20 protein-coding genes and 1 pseudogene are annotated in these 20,074 nt (G+C 42.9%); 12 read left to right on the top strand and 9 right to left on the bottom strand.

Features of this window, described 5'->3' with window-relative positions; translation table 11 throughout:
* The first annotated feature begins 21 nt into the window (after positions 1-21).
* The gene (locus tag GW12_RS15860) at positions 22-171 is read left to right on the top strand and encodes a hypothetical protein (RefSeq protein ID WP_171077663.1); all 150 of its coding nucleotides are present in this window, start codon (positions 22-24) and stop codon (positions 169-171) included.
* A gap of 122 nt (positions 172-293) precedes the next feature.
* On the opposite strand, the gene xseB is transcribed toward GW12_RS15860, so the two are convergent.
* Together xseB and xseA are read right to left on the bottom strand one after the other, a co-directional pair.
* Positions 294-491, bottom strand: a complete 198-nt coding sequence (xseB, locus tag GW12_RS04500; protein WP_034584048.1) for an exodeoxyribonuclease VII small subunit — start codon at positions 489-491, stop codon at positions 294-296.
* The gene (xseA, locus tag GW12_RS04495; protein WP_034584045.1) at positions 481-1,743 is read right to left on the bottom strand and encodes an exodeoxyribonuclease VII large subunit; all 1,263 of its coding nucleotides are present in this window, start codon (positions 1,741-1,743) and stop codon (positions 481-483) included. Before xseA ends, xseB begins: the two co-directional genes overlap by 11 nt.
* A 224-nt stretch (positions 1,744-1,967) precedes the next feature.
* Between xseA and GW12_RS04490 the strand changes: the two genes are divergently transcribed.
* The 6 genes and pseudogenes from GW12_RS04490 to GW12_RS04465 form a co-directional block, all read left to right on the top strand.
* On the top strand, positions 1,968-2,399 hold the full coding sequence (locus GW12_RS04490) for an I78 family peptidase inhibitor (protein WP_034584043.1): 432 nt from the start codon (positions 1,968-1,970) through the stop codon (positions 2,397-2,399).
* A 114-nt stretch (positions 2,400-2,513) separates the two neighbouring features.
* Positions 2,514-2,873: a hypothetical protein gene (locus GW12_RS04485; RefSeq protein ID WP_034584040.1), complete on the top strand. Its 360-nt coding sequence runs from the start codon at positions 2,514-2,516 to the stop codon at positions 2,871-2,873.
* A gap of 203 nt (positions 2,874-3,076) precedes the next feature.
* Positions 3,077-3,346: a hypothetical protein gene (locus tag GW12_RS04480; RefSeq protein ID WP_034584038.1), complete on the top strand. Its 270-nt coding sequence runs from the start codon at positions 3,077-3,079 to the stop codon at positions 3,344-3,346.
* 297 nt (positions 3,347-3,643) lie between these two features.
* A complete protein-coding gene (locus tag GW12_RS04475) occupies positions 3,644-6,283 on the top strand; it encodes a bifunctional aconitate hydratase 2/2-methylisocitrate dehydratase (protein WP_034584036.1) in 2,640 nt (879 codons plus the stop codon).
* Between the two features lie 75 nt (positions 6,284-6,358).
* Positions 6,359-7,117 (top strand): abortive infection family protein, encoded by a 759-nt coding sequence (locus tag GW12_RS04470; RefSeq protein WP_034584033.1) that lies wholly within the window; start codon positions 6,359-6,361, stop codon positions 7,115-7,117.
* A 72-nt stretch (positions 7,118-7,189) separates the two neighbouring features.
* Positions 7,190-7,393 (top strand): annotated as a pseudogene (locus tag GW12_RS04465) (hypothetical protein); the annotation flags it as partial.
* A 246-nt stretch (positions 7,394-7,639) separates the two neighbouring features.
* Here the strand turns inward: GW12_RS04465 and GW12_RS04460 are convergent.
* The gene (locus GW12_RS04460; protein WP_034584028.1) at positions 7,640-8,515 is read right to left on the bottom strand and encodes an alpha/beta fold hydrolase; all 876 of its coding nucleotides are present in this window, start codon (positions 8,513-8,515) and stop codon (positions 7,640-7,642) included.
* A gap of 111 nt (positions 8,516-8,626) precedes the next feature.
* Here GW12_RS04460 and GW12_RS04455 point away from each other — a divergent pair, with 111 nt between their 5' ends.
* Positions 8,627-9,085, top strand: a complete 459-nt coding sequence (locus GW12_RS04455) for a hypothetical protein (RefSeq protein WP_034584026.1) — start codon at positions 8,627-8,629, stop codon at positions 9,083-9,085.
* Between the two features lie 110 nt (positions 9,086-9,195).
* On the opposite strand, the gene GW12_RS04450 is transcribed toward GW12_RS04455, so the two are convergent.
* Entirely contained in the window at positions 9,196-9,411 is a 216-nt protein-coding gene (locus GW12_RS04450) for a hypothetical protein (RefSeq protein ID WP_034584023.1), read from the bottom strand.
* 567 nt (positions 9,412-9,978) lie between these two features.
* On the bottom strand, positions 9,979-11,265 hold the full coding sequence (gene brnQ / locus GW12_RS04445; protein ID WP_034584020.1) for a branched-chain amino acid transport system II carrier protein: 1,287 nt from the start codon (positions 11,263-11,265) through the stop codon (positions 9,979-9,981).
* A gap of 335 nt (positions 11,266-11,600) precedes the next feature.
* Between brnQ and map the strand changes: the two genes are divergently transcribed.
* Positions 11,601-12,395 carry a type I methionyl aminopeptidase gene (gene map / locus GW12_RS04440; protein WP_034584017.1) on the top strand — a complete coding sequence of 265 codons (795 nt, stop codon included), beginning with the start codon at positions 11,601-11,603 and terminating at the stop codon, positions 12,393-12,395.
* A 351-nt stretch (positions 12,396-12,746) separates the two neighbouring features.
* Here the strand turns inward: map and GW12_RS04435 are convergent, their stop codons facing one another.
* The 4 genes from GW12_RS04435 to GW12_RS04420 form a co-directional block, all read right to left on the bottom strand.
* Positions 12,747-13,646: a LysR substrate-binding domain-containing protein gene (locus GW12_RS04435; RefSeq protein ID WP_034584015.1), complete on the bottom strand. Its 900-nt coding sequence runs from the start codon at positions 13,644-13,646 to the stop codon at positions 12,747-12,749.
* 82 nt (positions 13,647-13,728) lie between these two features.
* Positions 13,729-14,436, bottom strand: coding sequence for a Sir2 family NAD-dependent protein deacetylase (locus GW12_RS04430; RefSeq protein WP_034584012.1), 708 nt, complete (start codon positions 14,434-14,436; stop codon positions 13,729-13,731).
* Between the two features lie 17 nt (positions 14,437-14,453).
* The gene (locus GW12_RS04425) at positions 14,454-15,383 is read right to left on the bottom strand and encodes an alpha/beta fold hydrolase (protein WP_034584010.1); all 930 of its coding nucleotides are present in this window, start codon (positions 15,381-15,383) and stop codon (positions 14,454-14,456) included.
* A 24-nt stretch (positions 15,384-15,407) separates the two neighbouring features.
* Entirely contained in the window at positions 15,408-15,959 is a 552-nt protein-coding gene (locus GW12_RS04420) for a PadR family transcriptional regulator (RefSeq protein WP_034584007.1), read from the bottom strand.
* Positions 15,960-16,127: 168 nt separating this feature from the next.
* Between GW12_RS04420 and GW12_RS04415 the strand changes: the two genes are divergently transcribed.
* The 3 genes from GW12_RS04415 to GW12_RS04405 all read left to right on the top strand — a co-directional run bounded on the left by GW12_RS04415 (position 16,128) and on the right by GW12_RS04405 (position 20,051).
* Complete coding sequence (locus GW12_RS04415; protein ID WP_034584005.1) at positions 16,128-18,152, top strand: NADPH-dependent 2,4-dienoyl-CoA reductase; 2,025 nt, start codon at positions 16,128-16,130, stop codon at positions 18,150-18,152.
* A 205-nt stretch (positions 18,153-18,357) separates the two neighbouring features.
* On the top strand, positions 18,358-18,768 hold the full coding sequence (locus GW12_RS04410) for a nuclear transport factor 2 family protein (protein ID WP_034584003.1): 411 nt from the start codon (positions 18,358-18,360) through the stop codon (positions 18,766-18,768).
* 101 nt (positions 18,769-18,869) lie between these two features.
* Positions 18,870-20,051: a YheT family hydrolase gene (locus GW12_RS04405; protein WP_034584002.1), complete on the top strand. Its 1,182-nt coding sequence runs from the start codon at positions 18,870-18,872 to the stop codon at positions 20,049-20,051.
* Positions 20,052-20,074: the final 23 nt, after the last annotated feature.

Genomic DNA, 20,074 nt, shown 5'->3' with positions numbered 1-20,074 from the left:
ATTTGGAAAGGGAATACGTATATGAGCAAATTAAAAGAGCAATCCGATAAAGATGTAACACCGCATAAGGAATCCAATGATGACAAAGGTAACCAGTCTTCTTATAAGGGCATCAAGCCGGAGAAGAAACCGAATGCAGAACCTGAGCATCCACTGAGAGAGCAAAAATAGACATTCGAGAGATAAAAGCCTTCAAGGAAGAAAGCTTTCTATTTGAGAAATAGCCTAAGCAATATTAACCTTTATCATCACAGTAGTATTTAAGGCACTAAAAAGGGAACTGTCTTAGAGTATTACTCTTTAAAAGTTTCATCCAGCGCCTGCTGTACTGCATCGACACGCGTTTTACAGGCCTTATAGGCGGCCATAGATTCCTCAACAATCTTCATCAAATTATCAATATCCGGTTCCTGCTGGGCATCAAGCAGTTCAGCATTGCGTTTCAGGATTTCGTAGCCTTCTTTAAAGCTTAAGGTGTTGTCATTGCTCATAGGGATTTACCTGGATAATGTGGGCTGCAAATGTTCCGTCCTGCATTTCGACCTGAACCTCATGTTCCAGTTCCTGCACGGAACGAATGGCATGACCTTGCTGGCGGACGATGGCATAGCCTTTGGACAGTACGGTTTTCGGATTCTGAATCAGGGTTTCACGTAACAGGGCTTCAATCTGCTGTTGTGCCATGCGGGTTTGTTGACGAGCCAGATTGCTGATACTGGTTTTAAGCTGAGAAATTTCTTTTGAAGCTTCCGTTACTTTTGCATTGGTAAGGCTTTGGATTAATGCTAACAATTGATCATTCTGGCTTTGATAAGCTTGAATCTGCTGCCGGGAAGCACGTTGAATGGTTTGCAGATAGGACAGGACTTCCTGGACCCGCTCGACAATATGATTACGGATTCCGGCAATCACCTTACTTGGGGTATCAAAGGATCGATAGGCAATTTCATCCAGGATAGTTCGGTCTTTTTCATGACCGATACCGACCCAGATTGGGACACTGCGTTTACACAGCAGGGCAGCCAGTTCATAGTCATTTAGGTATGCCAGATCATTCACTGCGCCACCACCGCGAATAATCACAATCAGATCGGGCGCCGTAGCAAAGTCTTCCGCCCATTGTTTTAAGCCCTGTGCTAGACTTTGCCGGATGCTTTGTGGCGCGGTATTTCCCTGAAAAGTTGCCGAGTGATAAATAAATTCACAGACATGCGCGGCTGCCAGTGCATCGGCATCCTTTTTAAAGTCGCCCAGACCTGCCGCATTTTCAGGTGCAATAACCAATATCCGGTTCAGATCAAAAGGGGCGGGAAGCTGTTTATTTCTTTCCAATAATCCTTCAGCGGTCAGTCGCTGTACGATTTCCTGATAACGTCGGGCAATGTCACCTAAGGTATAGCTGGAATCGATTTCGACAATATTTAGGGAAAAGCCATACTGTGGATCAAAATTGGCTTTTACCTTGATCAGGACATTTAGGTCACGGCTAAATTCAATTCCACTTTCACGTTCAAACTGGCTGACGATCTTCTGCGCTGCAAATTTCCAGATGGTGGCACGACAGCTGGCAATCACCTGATCGTTATCCGGGTCTTTTTCTGCTAGCTCCAGATAATAGTGTCCGCCCTTGATATTCAGGTTACGAATTTCCGCTTTGACCCAGACCGGGGTATCAAAGGTGAGTTTGACCACCTCTTGTACGGTCACGAGGTATTCTTTCAGGGAGAACTGGGGATCTTGCATGGCGGCAGAAAAGTTTAATATTCAAACAAATGGTAGCGCAAAGCAGGGCGGTACTCAAATCTGTTTAATGCGTCATCTTGTAATAAATTTGCCTTAAGTAAATTACCGGTTTAATAGATTAATTTAAAATACCCTTTAGCCTTAATTTTCATACATTTGTATAAAGTTTTTTTAGTACGAATATGCTAAATTGGCCGAAATGATCCTACAGAAGAAGATCAGCTATGAAAAAATTAATGTGTCTAGGTGTACTGGTTGCAGCATTGACAGGATGTGCAGGGCAGCCGGAAGAAGAAAAAGCACCGAAAGTGGGTATGGCGAATCCAGCTAGTGCCTTTTGTATCGAGCAAGGTGGTAAACTGGAAATCCATAATGAAGTCGATGGTCAGGTCGGTTATTGTCATCTGCCAGATGGTAAAGTCATCGAGGAATGGGCTTTTTATCGCAGTCATCAGGACATCTGTCTGTCTGAAGCGGCACATAGCCTGATCGGCCAGTCTGGTTTAAGCGAAGCAAAAATTAAAGACAAAACCAAAGCCAAAATCGTGCGTATGGTACAACCGGGTCAGCCTGTGACCATGGACTTCCGTGAAGATCGTGTCACAGTAACGACTGATCCGAAAACTGGAAAAATTGTTCAGGCCACTTGCGGTTAAAATCCCTGAAATAAGAAAGCCCTGTATGGGGCTTTTTTTATAGCTAGGGGAATATGCAAATTAAATGACAAAAGTGCCGTGATCTTTTATATTGACCGGCGTAAGGAGAAGTTCATGAAAAAGTTACTTGCTTTATCTGTCTTGGTCGCGCTGGTTGGTTGTGCCGAGAAAAAACCACTCACCCCTGAAGAGCAGTGGCAAGGCTATTGCCGTAGTGTGGGGAATGCTGCACGTAGCATTATGCTGGATCGTCAGAATGGCATTGAGAAAGACAAAGCTGTTGAACATGCCGACAAGATTGAGGATGAAACCACCAAGGGCTTCATCATGACCATCATTGATGATGTCTATAAAATGCCAATGGCTGAAATCACCAAAGATGTTGATGCTTCCCGTGAAGCGGTTCGTGTCAAATACACCGAAAAATGCACTGCGACACCGCATGATGAAATGCCAGATTACAAACCGTTCTAAGGAACGGTTTTTTTACGCCGATTTAAAATAAAATACTACAAATACCTAATGCGAAATATATTCGAATTCGGATTTTAAAAATATAAATAGCCTAAGCAATCAATTAGTACAAAAATCCGACAAAACCTAAATCATAAATATAGAAATGCTTATCTTTATATTGAATAATGGATTCAAGATAAAACAAGAAAAGGAGCAGGATGATGAATGTCGTTGGATATTTACACCATGCTGATCTGCTGCTCGAAGATGAGCAAGGTATGGCGATTATTGGCGGGGGACATTATGTACTCAGTAAAGGTGATAAAGTTAGCCTGAAACGTGTGCTGGATGAAAATAAAAAACTGTATCTGGTGGATATTTCCTTTGCTAGTAACAACCATGAAGGCTCTTATGAAGACGAATGTATCGTCAAATTTGAGGGATGTCGTGAGGCATTAAATCAATATTTGCACAGCTGCACTGTCCACTAAGGTGGAGTATCTTTTTCTAAACAATTCAGGCAACATTCGTGTTGCCTTTTTTATAAGAGAAATTCGGCTAAAAGTGCTTCTGTATGGGGCGAATCTATGCAAGACAATGGAATTCTGATTATCAAATAATCATTATGCACATCATTTATTTACAAAATAATGAGCATCACAAAGAAACACTTTACTTGCATTAACTTTTAACAGGAATTTTAGTAAAATTTTGGAGTCCATATTATCTGTGAAGCTTTTAGAAAGCTGGAATTCACAGGTAATTTTTTAAAAAAGAGGAATAACACCGTGCTAGAAGCTTACCGCCAACACGTTGAAGAACGTGCCGCACTCGGAGTCCCACCGAAGCCACTTGACGATGCTCAAACTGCTGCATTAGTTGAATTATTAAAAAATCCACCAGCGGGTGAAGAAGCATTCCTTGTTGACTTGCTTGAAAACCGTGTTCCTGCAGGTGTTGACCAAGCTGCATACGTAAAAGCTGCGTTCTTAGCTGCTGTGGCAAAAGGCGAAGCGACTTCTCCACTAGTTTCTAAAGAACGTGCGGTTTACTTACTGGGCACTATGCTTGGTGGTTATAACGTTGCTCCTTTAGTAGAACTTTTAGATGACGCTGCTCTAGGTGAACTTGCTGCTGAAGCGCTGAAAAAAACTCTGCTTGTATTTGATGCATTCCACGACGTAGCTGACAAAGCAAAAGCTGGCAATGCAAATGCAAAAGCAGTTCTTCAATCTTGGGCTGATGCTGAATGGTTCACTAGCCGTAAAGACGTTCCAGAAGAAATCAAACTGACAGTTTTCAAAGTAACTGGCGAAACTAACACTGATGACCTTTCTCCTGCACAAGACGCTTGGAGCCGTCCAGACATTCCATTGCACGCTAATGCAATGCTGAAAAACGAACGTGACGGTATCAAACCTGAAAAACCAGGTGAAGTTGGTCCATTAAGCCAAATCAAAGAACTGATCGCGAAAGGCAACCAGGTTGCTTACGTAGGTGATGTTGTTGGTACAGGTTCTTCTCGTAAATCTGCAACTAACTCTGTACTTTGGTTCTTCGGTGAAGAAATCCCACACATTCCTAACAAGAAAGAAGGCGGCTACTGCTTAGGCGGTAAAATTGCTCCGATCTTCTTCAACACTATGGAAGATGCTGGTGCGTTACCAGTTGAGATCGATGTTTCTAACATGAACATGGGTGACGAAATCACTCTGAAAATCGATCGCGAAGCAGCTAAAGTAACTGCATTCAAAGCTGGCGCTCAAATCGCTGAAGCTGAACTGAAAACTCCAGTACTTCTAGACGAAGTTCGCGCTGGTGGCCGTATCAACCTGATCATCGGTCGTGGTCTGACTGCTAAAGCACGTGAAGAGCTAGGTCTTGCGCCTTCAACTCTGTTCCGTACTCCAGTTCAACCTGCTGACAACGGCAAAGGCTTCACCCTTGCTCAAAAAATGGTAGGTCGCGCTTGTGGTCTTCCAGAAGGTCAAGGTATCCGTCCAGGTACTTACTGCGAACCTAAGATGACTACAGTTGGTTCTCAGGATACAACTGGTCCTATGACTCGTGACGAACTGAAAGACCTTGCATGTCTTGGCTTCTCTGCTGACCTGGTAATGCAATCTTTCTGTCACACAGCTGCGTATCCAAAACCAGTTGACGTTGAAATGCAACACACACTGCCTGACTTCATCATGAACCGTGGTGGTGTTTCTCTACGTCCAGGCGACGGTATTATCCACTCTTGGTTAAACCGTATGCTTCTTCCAGATACAGTTGGTACTGGTGGTGACTCTCATACTCGTTTCCCAATCGGTATCTCCTTCCCTGCAGGTTCTGGTCTGGTAGCGTTCGCTGCTGCAACTGGTGTAATGCCACTTGACATGCCTGAGTCTGTACTTGTGAAGTTCAAGGGTAAAATGCAACCTGGTATCACTCTACGTGACTTGGTACACGCGATCCCTTACTACGCAATCAAAGAAGGCGACCTGACTGTAGAGAAGAAAGGTAAGAAAAACATCTTCTCTGGCCGTATCCTTGAGATCGACCTGACAGAAATGGAAACTGACCTGACTGTAGAACAAGCGTTCGAACTTTCTGACGCTTCTGCTGAACGTTCTGCTGCTGGTTGTGCGATCACTCTTTCTGAAGAGAAAGTTGCTGAATACCTTCGTTCAAACATCACTATGCTTAAGTGGATGATCTCTGAAGGTTATGGCGATGCTCGTACAATGGCTCGCCGTGTTGAGAACATGGAAAAATGGTTGGCTAACCCATCACTTCTTAAAGCTGATGCTGACGCTGAATACACTAAAGTGTATGAAATCGACCTTTCAGAAATCACTGAGCCAGTTCTTTGCTGCCCGAATGACCCAGATGATGCTAAACTTCTTTCAGAAGTTCAAGGCGCGAAAATTGATGAAGTGTTCATCGGTTCTTGTATGACTAACATCGGTCACTTCCGTGCAGCTGGTAAACTTCTAGACAAAGTACCTGGTGGTTCTTTATCTACTCGTCTGTGGTTAGCTCCTCCAACTCGTATGGACGAACGCCAACTGATGGAAGAAGGTTTCTACAACACTTACGGTAAAGCTGGTGCGCGTACAGAAATGCCAGGCTGTTCACTGTGTATGGGTAACCAGGCACGTGTAGCACCTAACACTACTGTAGTATCTACTTCTACTCGTAACTTCCCTAACCGTTTAGGTCAAGGTGCAAACGTTTACTTGGCTTCTGCTGAGCTTGCATCTGTTGCTGCGGTTCTGGGTAAATTGCCTTCTCCAGAAGAATACCAACAGTACGCTTCTCAAATCGACAGCATGTCTGCTGACATCTACAAGTACCTGAATTTCGACAAGATGGGTACTTACACAGATGCAGCTGGAACTGTTGATACTAAGAAAATCGCTGCTGCTCAATTAAGCTAATTTATTGAAAAATAAATTAAATTGAGTTAAGAATAAGGGCTGAGAAATCAGCCCTTATTTTTTTCGGAGTTATTGATGTCAACATTAGGACATATAGAAAAAAGAAAAATTGAAAAAATTTTAGGAATGGAAACTGGTTATGTTTTAAATTTCAGTGATAAAACATTTGCTGAATTTTTTTCTGATTTGGATATAGATATTACTAATCCAAAATACTTTAAAAATGGCACTTCGAAAGCTAAAAGATTAAGAGCATTTTGGGAAATAGAAGAAGATTTCATTGTTTCTAGAGTGCTTAAAGCACTAATTTCCTATGGTGATGGAGAAGGTGTTTTTGCTGATAGTAATCCTAAATTAATGGAGGAATGTATAGCAATTGCGGAACGATTACAAAATGGAAATCCTGACGTTTCCGAGCTTAGTAATGGTATTAATTCCAATAATATTACTTTGGAGCTTCTGATCAGTGAGATGAAAAGTAGTTTGGATAGAGGAAATCCTGAAGCTGCTGTTGATAGATTGCATACATTTACAACGAATTTTATTCGTGAAATATGTGCAAAAAATAGCATTGATTTAGACAAAGATAAGCCTTTGCATAGTCTATTAGGGGAATATATTAAAGATTTGAAGAAAAAAGACAAACTAGAAAGTGGTATGGCAGAACGTATTTTGAAAAGTAATATATCAATTTTAGAAGCATTTAATGATGTTAGAAATAATCAGAGCTTAGCACACGATAATAAACCATTAAATAAAACTGAAAGTAAATTTATATTTAATAGTGTTGTGAATGCCATTAAATTTTTGCGGGAAATTGAAAATATTAATTAAATCGGGATTTGTATTATAAGGAGTCTTTGCAATACGCTAAAATGTAATTCTGTTGAAAAGATATTTATTGTAATGGCAAAACAATCCAGCTTCCTCTGTATTGGCGGCTTCCTAAACGGAACCCAAGTCAAAGACCAAGGCGACAGCTTTGTCTGTGTTGAAAATGGAAAACAAGTTGTCTACCGTAAACAGGTCATTTTCCATCAAGAAGCTTGGGATCATGACTACTATGTTTGTGAAAAAGTCACCGACCAACAAGCAAAAGATTGGGTGTTTCAAAAATACGGAGAAACAGTAATATACCGTAAAAGAAAGCCTATGAAAAAGCCCCGTAATTTAGAAAATTAACGGGGCTAGTCGTATCACTCTCGTGATACTCATATAAGGCTCATCTCATACTAAGTGCATTAGAACATAAAACCCCAGTAAAAGATAATGAAACTTCTGTTCTAAGTAATGCTAAATAAAAAGACCATCAGGCCGAATTACGAACCTGATGATATAAAGCACAAATTTGAATAATTATTGAATCGAAGCAATTTCCTGTTCGATCATCGGCCATAAATTCTGGTGGCTGCGTTTAAACATTAGCATATGACCAATCGCCTGATGACCCAAAGCAGCAGGATTCAGTTCCTTATGGCTGGTTTTGGCATTTGGATATAAACGGATCAGATCTTTCACATTGGCTTCAGTAGCAATCTCATCATCCGAACTCCATAGGACTGTAATTGGGCAGGTGATCTGTTTATGATGATCTTCTGTTTTTGGCACCGTTTTACCAATCGCATTGATCACATAACCTGGCTTGCTACAGAACTGAGCCCATTGTTTGGCCACGTCTTTCGGCAGATTCTCACCCATGCCAATCTTGCTGGTAGGGCCATAACCCAAAGTCAAACGTGATATTGGGAAAATCACATCAAACATCACCGGGGCGAGCAGCTTGGTACGGCCTTTTAAGCCTTTGACATGGCCAGTTGAACCCGATACTGCTACAACTTTTGCAACCTTGTCATAGTTCGGCACAATGCCGAGCAACTGACCACCAGCACTATGACCGATCAAAATCACTTTTTTAGCTTGAGTCTTTTCCAGCAAGGCATCAATCGCAGCCGGAATATCATACTGACCCCATTGCACAATGCTGGCAGTGGAATGCTTCAGCGGGCCATATAAAGACTTGCCAATACCTCGGAAATCAAAACACAAAACAGCGTAGCCTTGTGCCTGTAGCCATAAATTAAAGCTGTGATAGAACTGCGTAGTAATCCCAGTGGCTGGGCAGACCAGCACAGGGTAGAACCTTGCATCGGCTTCTTGATTGGCTGCATAGAAGCGTGCAGCCAATGGGTAGCCATCCTTGCACGTGATAGTCAATGTTTCAAATTCTGACATGCGTTACACTTATTCTTGGACTTATAACCATGAATAATGTACAGAAGTTCCCAAAAGAAACGTGTGATAACTATGACCCAAAAGTCAAAAAAGAAATGAATGGAATCAGCTATGCAGCCAATTGAACTCAGCCTTGCAGTCAAAATCGCAATTATTTTTAGCGGGATATTTTTATGGGTGGGGATGCTGACGGGCATCTGGAAATACCTACAAATTCGTAAATCATCGCAGTCACGTGCGCACTATTATGTTGATATTGCCCATCGCAGTAGTCTGCTTTATGCACCGGCAACCCTGATTTTGGCAGTGCTGGCGCATTATTCAGCCTTTTCAGAACAGGTGAACTTGATTTGCGTGGTTGCAAATGTAGCCTTTTTTGCCTTTGCGATTAGTGCCTATGCGCTCCATGGCTTTTTAAAGGACACTACCAATCAGTTCAAGCAACCTCATCAATTAGGTAAGTTTCATTTGCCGGGCTTTGTTTTGACACTCTTCATGATCGGGCTGATTGTTGCAGAGTTTGGAGGAACCAGTATTTTACTTTTGGGGGTAATTCAGGGACTTTTTTAAGAGGAATTGGAGATATTTCTAGGGGATGTTTTGCTGGAAATTGGCCTTAAATTTTTTCTACCATATGGATGAGTGGCCAGGTCATCCATATGGCTCAATATTCTTATTGATTAGCGATATTTCTGGTCAATGACCACCCACAGATAAAATGCAGCCGAGACGATCAGCGCATATGCTAAGTACTCTGGCTTTAAATTTCCTTGAATTACGCAGTGCACAATTAAAGTCAACATAAGCGCAAAGGTAGTGCTTAAAAACACCACAAGGTTAGAATTGGCTTTAAGAGCGTCAATGAAGACTTGCTTATTGAAATGTACTGATAACATCTCCATCCCTCCTATTTTTTAGTGTTATTGGTATTCAAAACTGAGCTTTTTAATCAGAATTGAATATACAGTTGTACTTCGAATATCGAAACTTTTCAATAGCTCCCTATAACTGGAACGGCGTTATTGCCTCTCTTTAGTCGTAGATTTAGATGAATTATTTCGACTCTACAGTTCACTTATACTATTTCAGTCTCTAAAAGCATTAAAAACTGATAAGTACACTCAGAAAGAAGCAAATACTACGCCAAGAATGGGCATTGAATGCGAAGGGAATGTAAAAATAGGTATGAGCTCGATAGCAGAAGCTTCACTTGTGTAGGCTTATTACGATAAATTTTTAAAAATAAATAACTTAATCAGGAAATATTTTTATTTTTGTTATTCAGCTCAACCTTTAAAGGCAGTTTATTAAGATGGGTGTATGAGCAAATTAAATTTTTAGACTGAACTTGAAACAGTGATTTGAACCAATAAGTGCCAGTTTGGGTAAAACATGACAATTATTGATCACGCTTAAATCGTATCTTGGGTAAAAATCCGATTTATCGACACTGCACGGAAAGATTAGTTTCTGATGCGGTCAATGACAGCTGTAATCACAAGAACAATCAGGGCAGGGATGAGCCAGGCCATATTTTGTTCAGAAAGCGGTAAATTCTGGAGTGCTGCAGGTAATTCAAATCCAGCGACTTTCAAACCATCAAAAATACCGAAAATAAAGGCAACCAAAGTTGTCGGTGCGACTACATGTGCAGGCTTTTTAAAGAAATGTCCGCAAAAGCTCAGCAGGATCACTGCAATTGCAGGCGGATAAATTGCACTCAGCACAGGCACAGATACGGCAATTAGTTTGGTCAAGCCTAAGTTCGAAATCACCAGTGAAAATCCAACCAGAATAAACACAAAGGCTTTATAAGGGATGCGGGTAATCGACGAGAAATATTCCGCGCAGGCACAGGTCAGGCCAATCGCAGTCACCATGCAGGCAATAAAGATCATGGTTGCAAGGAAATAAGCGCCCATATCACCAAAAGCATGTTGTACATAGGCATGTAGAATAATCGCGCCATTCTCGGCATTTGGAGCAATATCATGACTGCCCAAGCCCAGTTTAAACAGACTCAGATAAACCAGTGTCAGGCCAATACCTGAAATCACGGCTGCATTGACTGCATATTTGGTGATCAGCTTACCGTCAGTCACGCCACGAGATGTAATCGCACGCACAATCACGATCCCGAATACCAGGGCACCCAGTGTATCCATGGTCAGATAACCATTCACAACACCTTCAGTTACAGGACTAGATACATAGTTGCCGATGGCTGCCGGCGGATTGCTTGTCGGTAATACAAAAGCGGTCACACCCAGAATGATCAGGGCAATGATTTTCAATGGAGACAGGAAGTAGCCGACAGTATCCAGAATTTTATTTGGATATAGGGAAACCAGTGTCACGATCGAAAAATAGATCACGCTATAGATCAGCAGGCTGCTGGGTGCCGTACCGAAATGCGATGAGAAACCGATTTCATAGGAAACGGTTGCAGTACGCGGAGTTGCGAATAATGGGCCCACAGCTAGATAGCAGACCACGGTTAGTAGCAGACTGGCTGCCTTACCGAGAGGTGAACTTAAGATCTGGATAGAACCTTCAACACGGGATAATGCCACAATGGTGATGACAGGTAGGCCAACTGCCGTAATCAGAAAACCTAAGGCAGCAAACCATACGTGCTCACCGGCTTGTTGAGCCACAATCGGTGGAAAGATAATGTTGCCTGCACCAATAAATAAGGCAAAGGTCATAAAACCTAAAGCAACAATATCTCGAGTACGGAGACTTGTCATAGAGGGAGATGGATAAAAAAGAAAACGATTTTAGTAGAAAAGGAGTATTTTTTGGAGTCTATTTTCTAGCTGAAAGCCTTGATTTTACTGATCTCCATGATCGAAAAAATGATCATTTAAAATTTGGTAGAAATATATAATTGAAATTTATTAATAATTAAACTTTTAGTAAGTTTCAAGCTTCAAAAAGCTTAAAAGCAGAGAGAATTTAATTGTACAAATCGTCATCGATTTTATCTTTCAGCCGAATCGTGCTACACGATAGTGCTAATTCATGTGCGACATTGTTCACAAAAAAGGACTATAATTCATGGATTCAAATTGAGGATAAGCACATGAGAGCTTCTACGATTACTCTTAAAACTGAACAAGATATCGAAAAACTTCGTATATCTGGCCGTCTGGCTGCAGAAGTTTTAGCGATGATCGGGGAGCATGTGAAGCCGGGTGTCACGACAGAATATCTGGATGATCTCTGTAATGACTTTATTGTAAATACCCTGAAAGTGATTCCTGCGAATGTGGGTTATTACGGTTATACCAAAACCACCTGTATTTCACCGAATGAAGTGGTTTGTCATGGTATTCCATCGCCAAACGTGGTGTTAAAAGATGGCGATATCATTAATATCGATGTTGCGATCATTAAAGATGGTTACTTTGGTGATACCAGCCGGATGTACTATGTCGGTAAGCCATCAGCAGAAGCGAAAAAACTGGTGGAAACCACTTATGAAGCCATGGTGGCTGGGATTCATGCAGTAAAACCTGGAGCAACTTTAGGCGATGTTGGTCATGCGATCCAGTCGGTTGCACATCGTGAAGGTTATAGCATTGTACGTGAATATTGCGGTCATGGTATTGGTAAGGTCTATCACGAACAGCCAAACGTATTGCACTATGGTCAGCCGGGTCAGGGCATTGTGTTGAAAAAAGGTATGGTATTTACCATTGAGCCGATGGTGAACCTGGGTAAAGCTCGCGTGAAAGAGCTGAAAGATGGCTGGACTGTGGTGACTGCCGACAAATCATTATCTGCACAATGGGAACACATGGTCTATGTGACAGATACCGGTTTTGAACTGTTATCTCCATGGCCAGAAGGTACAGGTTCTTATCCTGAGATTTAAAAAAACGTTATAAGTCCAGTTTTAAAAAAAAGCATTGATTTAGCCCAAGTCAGTGCTTTTTTTAATGTAAACGAACCTATACAAACACTTGCAAGAACACACAAAAGCTTACAGGCTGTAGTGGTGTAAATGAGATTCATTCTCTATATTTGAGTTCATGAAGTTGCAACACCTCTCACTGATTCGGTTATTCAATCATGGTGAATGACTAGAAAAGTGAAAGGTTAGAGCAGACATTCACCTTGTCTCCTCCAGAGAAATTGAATTGTTTTAATGCTGTAGTGACTCTGAACGGCTCATCCCTTGTGGATGGGCCTTTTTTGTATTTACGATATGTAGCTGATCTAACCTTTAAGCGTGATGTAAATGTGCTACCAGATAATCAATAAATACCCGCACAGCTGGTAATAGTCCACGACGGGATGGATAGACCATATGGAAAATCCCATGCGCTGCTTTCCATTCCGGCAATACTCGTACCAATTCACCACGTTCCACATATTGCTGCACCACGTTATCCGGTAACAGGGTAATGCCACAACCAGATGCCGCCAGTTGGGCCAGCATGTTTAGGTCAGAGCCGAGGACTGTTGGCGTAATCCGAATCTTTTTCTGTTCCTGCGTGCTGTTATGGAGCACCAAGTATTGTTCAGTATGTTCTTCCGCCATACTCAGGATTTTATGCTCAGAGAGCTCTTCCGGATTTTTCAAGTGACCAAATTCATTCAGATAACCTTGACTGGCAAACAGATGCTGCTCGATCTGGTCGAACTGACGGATCACCAGATTTGGATCATCATCCAGACTGGAACGAACACGTAGGGCAATATCAAAACCTTCATTAATAATATCGACCCGACGGTTGGTGACCATCATCTGAATCTTGATTTCAGGATATTGTTTTAAAAAGGCTGGAAGGATCCGTGCCATTTCGTTTTGTGCGATGGAAACGGGCAGGCTGAGTTTAATCGTGCCGCGTGGTTCTGTACTTAGATGATCGACCAGATCATGGGCTGCTTGGGCGGCATTCAGCATGACTTGGGCATGACGGTAAATATTCATGCCAATATCAGTCACGGCAAAATGGCGAGAACTGCGCTGAATCAGACGGACACCCAGACGTTCTTCCAGATTATAGACCCGGCGACTGAGTTTAGATTTCGGAATGTCTGTGGCACGTTCTGCAGCACTAAAACCGCCATGTTCGACTACTTGAGCAAAACAATAAAAATCATCTAGGTCCGTCAGCATTAGTTCATTCCATTTACGCAACAATGAAGGGATTAAAAATACATTGTTGCGTGGTGTCAATGCAGACTTTGTTTTTTATCACTTATGCAACTTCATTCAGTAGCTTATCTTTGAGATATTGCATGCCCTGAGTCGCTGTCATGGCAATCTTTTCGAACTGAGGAGGTAAGTGCTGCTGATTGGCTTTGGGATCAATATAGTAAGCCGTGCAATTCGGTGGAATTTCCTGCACCAAACCAGCGACCGGATAGACCTGTAAGCTGGTACCTATCACGATAAAAATATCGGCATCCTGTACACAATCCTGAGCTTCTTCATAAGCTGGCACCGCTTCACCAAACCAGACCACATGCGGTCGTAGCGGATAGCCATCCTTGCAGAAGTGTTTATTGAGATCCAGCTCAGCCCCTTCAATTGGATAAAACTCGGTGGTGTATTGGGCTTTCGGTCCGGAAGTTTTCGCAAGACGGATATTGCCATGCAGGTGAATAACATTCGAACTACCAGCACGTTCATGCAGATCATCAATATTCTGGGTAATTACATGCACGTCATAGGTATCTTCCAATTCAGCAATGAGTTGATGTGCGGCATTCGGTTGTGCAGCAAGGATCTTTTTGCGCCGTTCATTATAGAAACGCTGTACCAATGCAGGATTACATCGCCAAGCATCCGGTGTTGCGACATCTTCTACGCGATGCTGTTCCCATAAACCATCACTATCACGGAAGGTATTAATACCGCTTTCGGCACTCATGCCAGCACCTGAGAAGAACACCAGTTTTTTCATTTTGTTTCCTTACGCTTTCAAGCTGCCTGATTGTTTTGGTTCGCATTGCCTTTTAAGAAGGCTGCGATTTCCTTACCGAATTTGACTGGTTCAGTCAGCAGCGGGGTATGCCCGGATTTTTCAAAACGAACCTGTTTGGCGTGTGGGATACTTTGCGCAACTAGGGTTTGGCCTTCAACTGGATAGAGTTTGGATTGTGCACCACTCAGGAATGTCACTGGACATTGCAGTTTCTGAATTGCAGCACGGTAATCTTCCCTGTGATAAAGATAATTATTGATATACCAAGCCATATAATCGACCCGATTCGATGGCAGTAACAGACTTTGTAGACGTGGCTGATTGAGAATCCATTCAAAGGCTTTCAGGCTATATTTATTGTTATTTTGCAGGCCAATAAACTGTAGCCAGAGTCTGGCGATCTGATGACGGGTGTTGCTGTCCAGATCTTTAATGTATTTCACATCCTGATGCTGTGCCAGTAATTCGGAAATCTGGGTCAAAAGAGAAATAAAGACCGGATGATGTTCTCCAAACAGGCCATAAGCCCAGCTGTCATCGACTGGGATTTTTGGCGTCTGGTCAATATGCAGATAGGCAGTCACATGTTCGGCAAAATCTGCATACTGCATGCCATGCATGGCGGTTGTCGCGCCCATCGAATAGGCGATCACAATCACCTTATCCAGATTTAACTGCTGCATTACGGATTGTACATCCAGCCAGTGACTAGAAATCGCATCCATATCGGGAATCTTGCAATCACTGGAAGCGCCAAAACCGCGCCATTCTGGAATAATAAAGCGGAACTGGTGCCGGTGTGGATACAGGAAAGCGGCCCATTGCCAGCTCAACATCCCAAGACCAGACAACACCAGTACGGGCTGACCCTGTCCATATTCGCGTACAAAAAGCATTTCGCCGTCAGGCATTTTGTAATATGACATAGACTGAGTCCTTTTTGTTCTATGCTAGCTAGTAGCTGCATCATTGAATTGTTTTAATTTTGGAATAATGGTTTCTAACCAGGCAATCCAACCTTCTTCCAGGTCGATGCCGAGTTGCAGAATCATTTTATGAATATACAAGGTGCGGTTCTGTTCGTCAGCTGTTGCAAAATCTTTAGTGAAAATTTGCTGGTAAATATTCAGTTTTTCCCGGTGCAGCTCCAGATGACGTTCTAGTTCCGGCAGAATGGTATTACTGCCAAGTTGGGCTTCAGCGCGTAAGCGCACCATCAGTTCTTCCCGTAGCTGGGCTGGTGGACTTTGTTGCAGCATCCAGTTGGCTAGTTCTTCACGCCCGGGACGTTCGACCTGATAGGTCTTTTTGCGTGAGCCACTGTCCTCATCTTCAATGGTCGAGATCCAGCCTTTTTGTAACATGGCATTCAGTTCACGATAGATCTGCTGATGGGTCGCATTCCAGAAAAAGCCCATCGAACGGTCAAAACGGCGTCCTAACTCAATACCGGTACTTGGTTTTTCCAGCAAACTGGTCAATAGAACATGCGATAAAGACATAAACGTCTCAGAAAAAATGACTCAGGATTATTATGCAACATGTTGCATAAAATGCAATTCTGAACTATAAGTTATTGCAACAAGTTGCATAAAAGCCGATGAATGAGGGTATTTCCATATCGGCAAGGATAAAAATAGCCAGCTAAACAGGCACGCTAAGGAGTCAAAATGTCTAAGTATCCGCATTTACTTGCCCCCCTGGATTTGGGCTTTACTACTTTAAAAAACCGGGTCCTGATGGGTTCCATGCACGTCGGGTTAGAGGAAGCGCCGGGTGGTTACGATCGTATGGCGGCATTCTATGCTGAGCGTGCCAAAGGCGGTGTGGCATTGATCGTAACAGGTGGTATTTCACCGAATGATCATGGCGTGACCTTTCAGGGTGGTTCCAAGTTGGACAGTATTGAAGAAGCTGAAAAGCATAAAGTGATTACCCAAGCTGTGCATGAAGCGGGTGGCAAGATCGCCATGCAGATTCTGCATACTGGGCGTTATTCTTATCAGGCACAGAACGTTGCCCCATCTGCGATTCAGGCACCCATTAATCCGGTCAAACCACATGCACTCACATCAGCTGAAGTACAACAAACCATTGATGATTTCGCCAATTGCGCCCGTTTGGCACAATATGCCGGTTATGACGGTGTGGAAATCATGGGGTCGGAAGGCTACCTAATCAATGAATTTATTGCCGCACGTACCAACCACCGTGATGATGAATGGGGCGGGAGCTATGAAAACCGGATCCGTTTCCCGATTGAAATCGTACGCCGTACCCGTGAAAGCGTGGGTGAGAACTTTATTATTATTTACCGTCTGTCAATGCTGGATCTGGTGGAAGGTGGTTCAACGCTAGAAGAAGTCATTCAACTGGCACAAGAAATTGAAAAAGCGGGTGCAACGATTATTAATACTGGCATTGGCTGGCATGAAGCGCGGATTCCAACGATTGCCACTAAAGTGCCACGTGCTGCCTTTACTTGGGTGACTGAAAAGTTAAAAGGTTCAGTCAAGGTGCCTTTAATTACTTCCAACCGTATTAATACCCCGGAAATGGCAGAATATGTCTTGGCTGCGGGTCATGCCGATATGATCTCTATGGCACGTCCAATGCTGGCGGATGCTGAATTTGTGGTGAAAGCCGAGCAAGGTCGTAGTGATGAAATCAACACCTGTATTGGCTGTAACCAGGCCTGTCTGGATCATATTTTCTCGATGAAGATTGCTTCCTGTCTGGTGAATCCACGTGCTTGTTATGAGACTGAACTGGTCTTTAAGGAAGTGTCTACACCAAAAAATATCGCGGTGATTGGCGCAGGTCCAGCCGGTTTAAGTTTCGCGATTTATGCTGCGGGTCGTGGTCATAATGTCACGATTTTTGAAGCATCGAATCAGATTGGTGGTCAGTTTAATATTGCCAAGACTATTCCGGGCAAAGAAGAATTTCACGAAACCATCCGTTATTTTAAACGTCAGATCGAACTGCAGCAACGTATTCAGTTGAAACTGAACCATACGGCGACTTTCGAAGAGCTTAGTTCAGCCAACTTTGATGACATAGTCGTTGCAACAGGTGTGACTCCACGTCGGCTGGATATTCCGGGTGCTGATCATCCAAAAGTGCTGTCTTATCTGGACGTGCTCAAAGAGCGTAAGCCTGTGGGACAACGTGTGGCAATTATTGGTGCCGGAGGTATCGGCTTTGATACTGCGGAGCTACTGAGTCATGAAGGTGAGAGTGGCAGCGTCAATCCACAAAAATTCTATGATGAATGGGGGATTGATACCAGTTATGAACATGTCGGTGGTTTAAAACAGCCGAAAGTGGAACAGTCAAGCCGTGAAATTTACCTGATGCAGCGTAAAGCGGCTTCTGTCGGTTCCGGTTTGGGTAAAACTACGGGCTGGATTCACCGTACTGGCTTGAAACATCGTAATGTAAAAATGCTGCCGGGTGTCAGCTATGAAAAAATTGATGACCAAGGTCTGCATATCACCGTCAACGGTCAGCCAACTGTCCTGGAAGTAGATAACGTGATTATCTGTGCCGGTCAGGAATCCTATACTGCAATGTATGATGACTTGAAACAGGCAGGTAAAAATGTGCATCTGATTGGCGGTGCCAAAGAAGCCGGTGAACTGGATGCCAAACGTGCGATCCGTCAGGGTGCTGAGTTGGCGGCGAGAATCTAATTAATAAGTACTTTTATATGATGATGTTTGTTTCCATACTTATTGTAATGTAAGAAAGTTGCTCCACAACGTTCCCTCTCCTTTATCAAAGGAGAGGGTTAGGGAGAGGATTTAACTATTAAATATATGAATCCCCCTAAATCCCCCTTTTACAAAGGGGCACTCTACTTAATTAAAAATACTAAAATAAAAAAGGACCCCAAAAATGACCCTAGAAACTACCCAAACCTCACTTGCACGCTGGCACGAAATGCTAGAGAGCCGTGACATGAATATCCTGAATGAACTGCTAGCAGATGAAGTGGTATTTCGTTCGCCTGTAGCTTTTAATCCATATTTGGGTAAGCCTGTCGTCTTTTTCATTCTGACTAATGTGATCCAGGTATTTGAGAATTTTACCTATCACCGGACGTTCTATTCGGAAGATGGTAACCATATTGTGCTTGAATTTTCGGCAAATGTGGGGGATAAGAAACTAAAGGGTATTGATATGATTCAATTTAATGACGACGGCAAAATTATCGATTTTGAAGTGATGATTCGACCGAAGTCAGGACTTGAAGCTCTGGCAGCGCAAATGGGTCAACGCATGATGGCCTTTCAGCAAAAAGTCTGAACAGAAACAACTTGAGAATAAAGGTAGGCGTAGTCAGGAGCAATCATACAAACCGGCATGAAATTTGTTAGTCACTGAAGGATAACTGGATGGAAAGACAAATGAAAATGTTGATAAAAAAAGCAGTTCAGCTTTCAGGTGAGTATTTTGATCGTTTGATCGGCGCAGATACGCCCACGCTTTATTACAATCCAAATGGGGTATTTCAGGATCTGATTGATCGTCTTCCACAGTTGAAACAGAAGTACCGACCGACGCCGTGGCTGTCCAATGCGCATGCCCATATTCTGTATTTCGATCTAATTAGAAAGAAACGCATCAAATTAAAATATGATGCACTTGAACAGCTCAATATGTCGGATGGCGGTATTACCGGGATTGCCTGGTATGGGCTGAACCTGCCAGCAGATACACCAACGATTGTGCTGTTACATACGATTACTGGCACGCCAGAATCCATGGGTGAGCTGGTTCGGGATTTACACTTATACACCGGTTGGCGTGTCGCGCTGTGTTTGCGCCGTGGCCATGCTGATTTGCCAATGCCCGTGCCGAAAATCAATCTGTTTGGTTCTACCCAGGATTTGCGTGAACAATTAAGTTATATTCAGAATAAATTCCCGCAGTCTGACTTATATGGTGTCGGTTCCTCAGCGGGTACTGGTTTGCTCGTCCGCTATCTTGGAGAAGAAGGAGAGAAGACACCACTCAAAGCTGCTTTTGCGCTTTGCCCGGGCTATAACACCGAAACTGGTTTTGCCTATGTGCATCCATTCTATAGCAAGTACATGGCCAAGAAACTGTTAGAAAAATTTATTCATCCCTACCAGGAAGTCTGGAAAAGCATTCCGACTTGGGAACAGCTGCTTTCTGTCAAGGATCTGGCAGACTTCGAAAAGCTTTATTTTCAGTTGGCGGGTTATGATGACTATGAGAGCTATACCAAGGCTACCAATCCGATTTATGTGTTTGAAAATGTCAAAATCCCATTGATGATTCTCAATGCAGAGGATGATCCAGTTTGTCATATCAATAATTTAGAGCCTTATAAGGACAAGATTCGCGCGATGCCAAATATCATGGTGATTACCACCAAGAAAGGCGGGCATTGCGGTTTTTATGAAGGTCTGATGAAAACTGAATCCTGGGCGACCCGTCTGATGGCGCAATATCTATTACAACTGTCATCGAAAGCAATAAAGATAGAAAAAGAAGCTGTGCTTGAGCCAGCTGCTAATTCTGAAGAAGAACCTGTCTATCTCGCATTAAAAAACCCAGCATAAGCTTAATGCCAGTCAGTTAAGCA

This window comes from Acinetobacter sp. HR7 (assembly GCF_000773685.1).
Classification (GTDB): Bacteria; Pseudomonadota; Gammaproteobacteria; order Pseudomonadales; family Moraxellaceae; genus Acinetobacter; species Acinetobacter thermotolerans.
The sequence above is the reverse complement of the archived record's forward strand: the minus strand, read 5'-3'. Positions and strand labels throughout refer to the sequence as shown.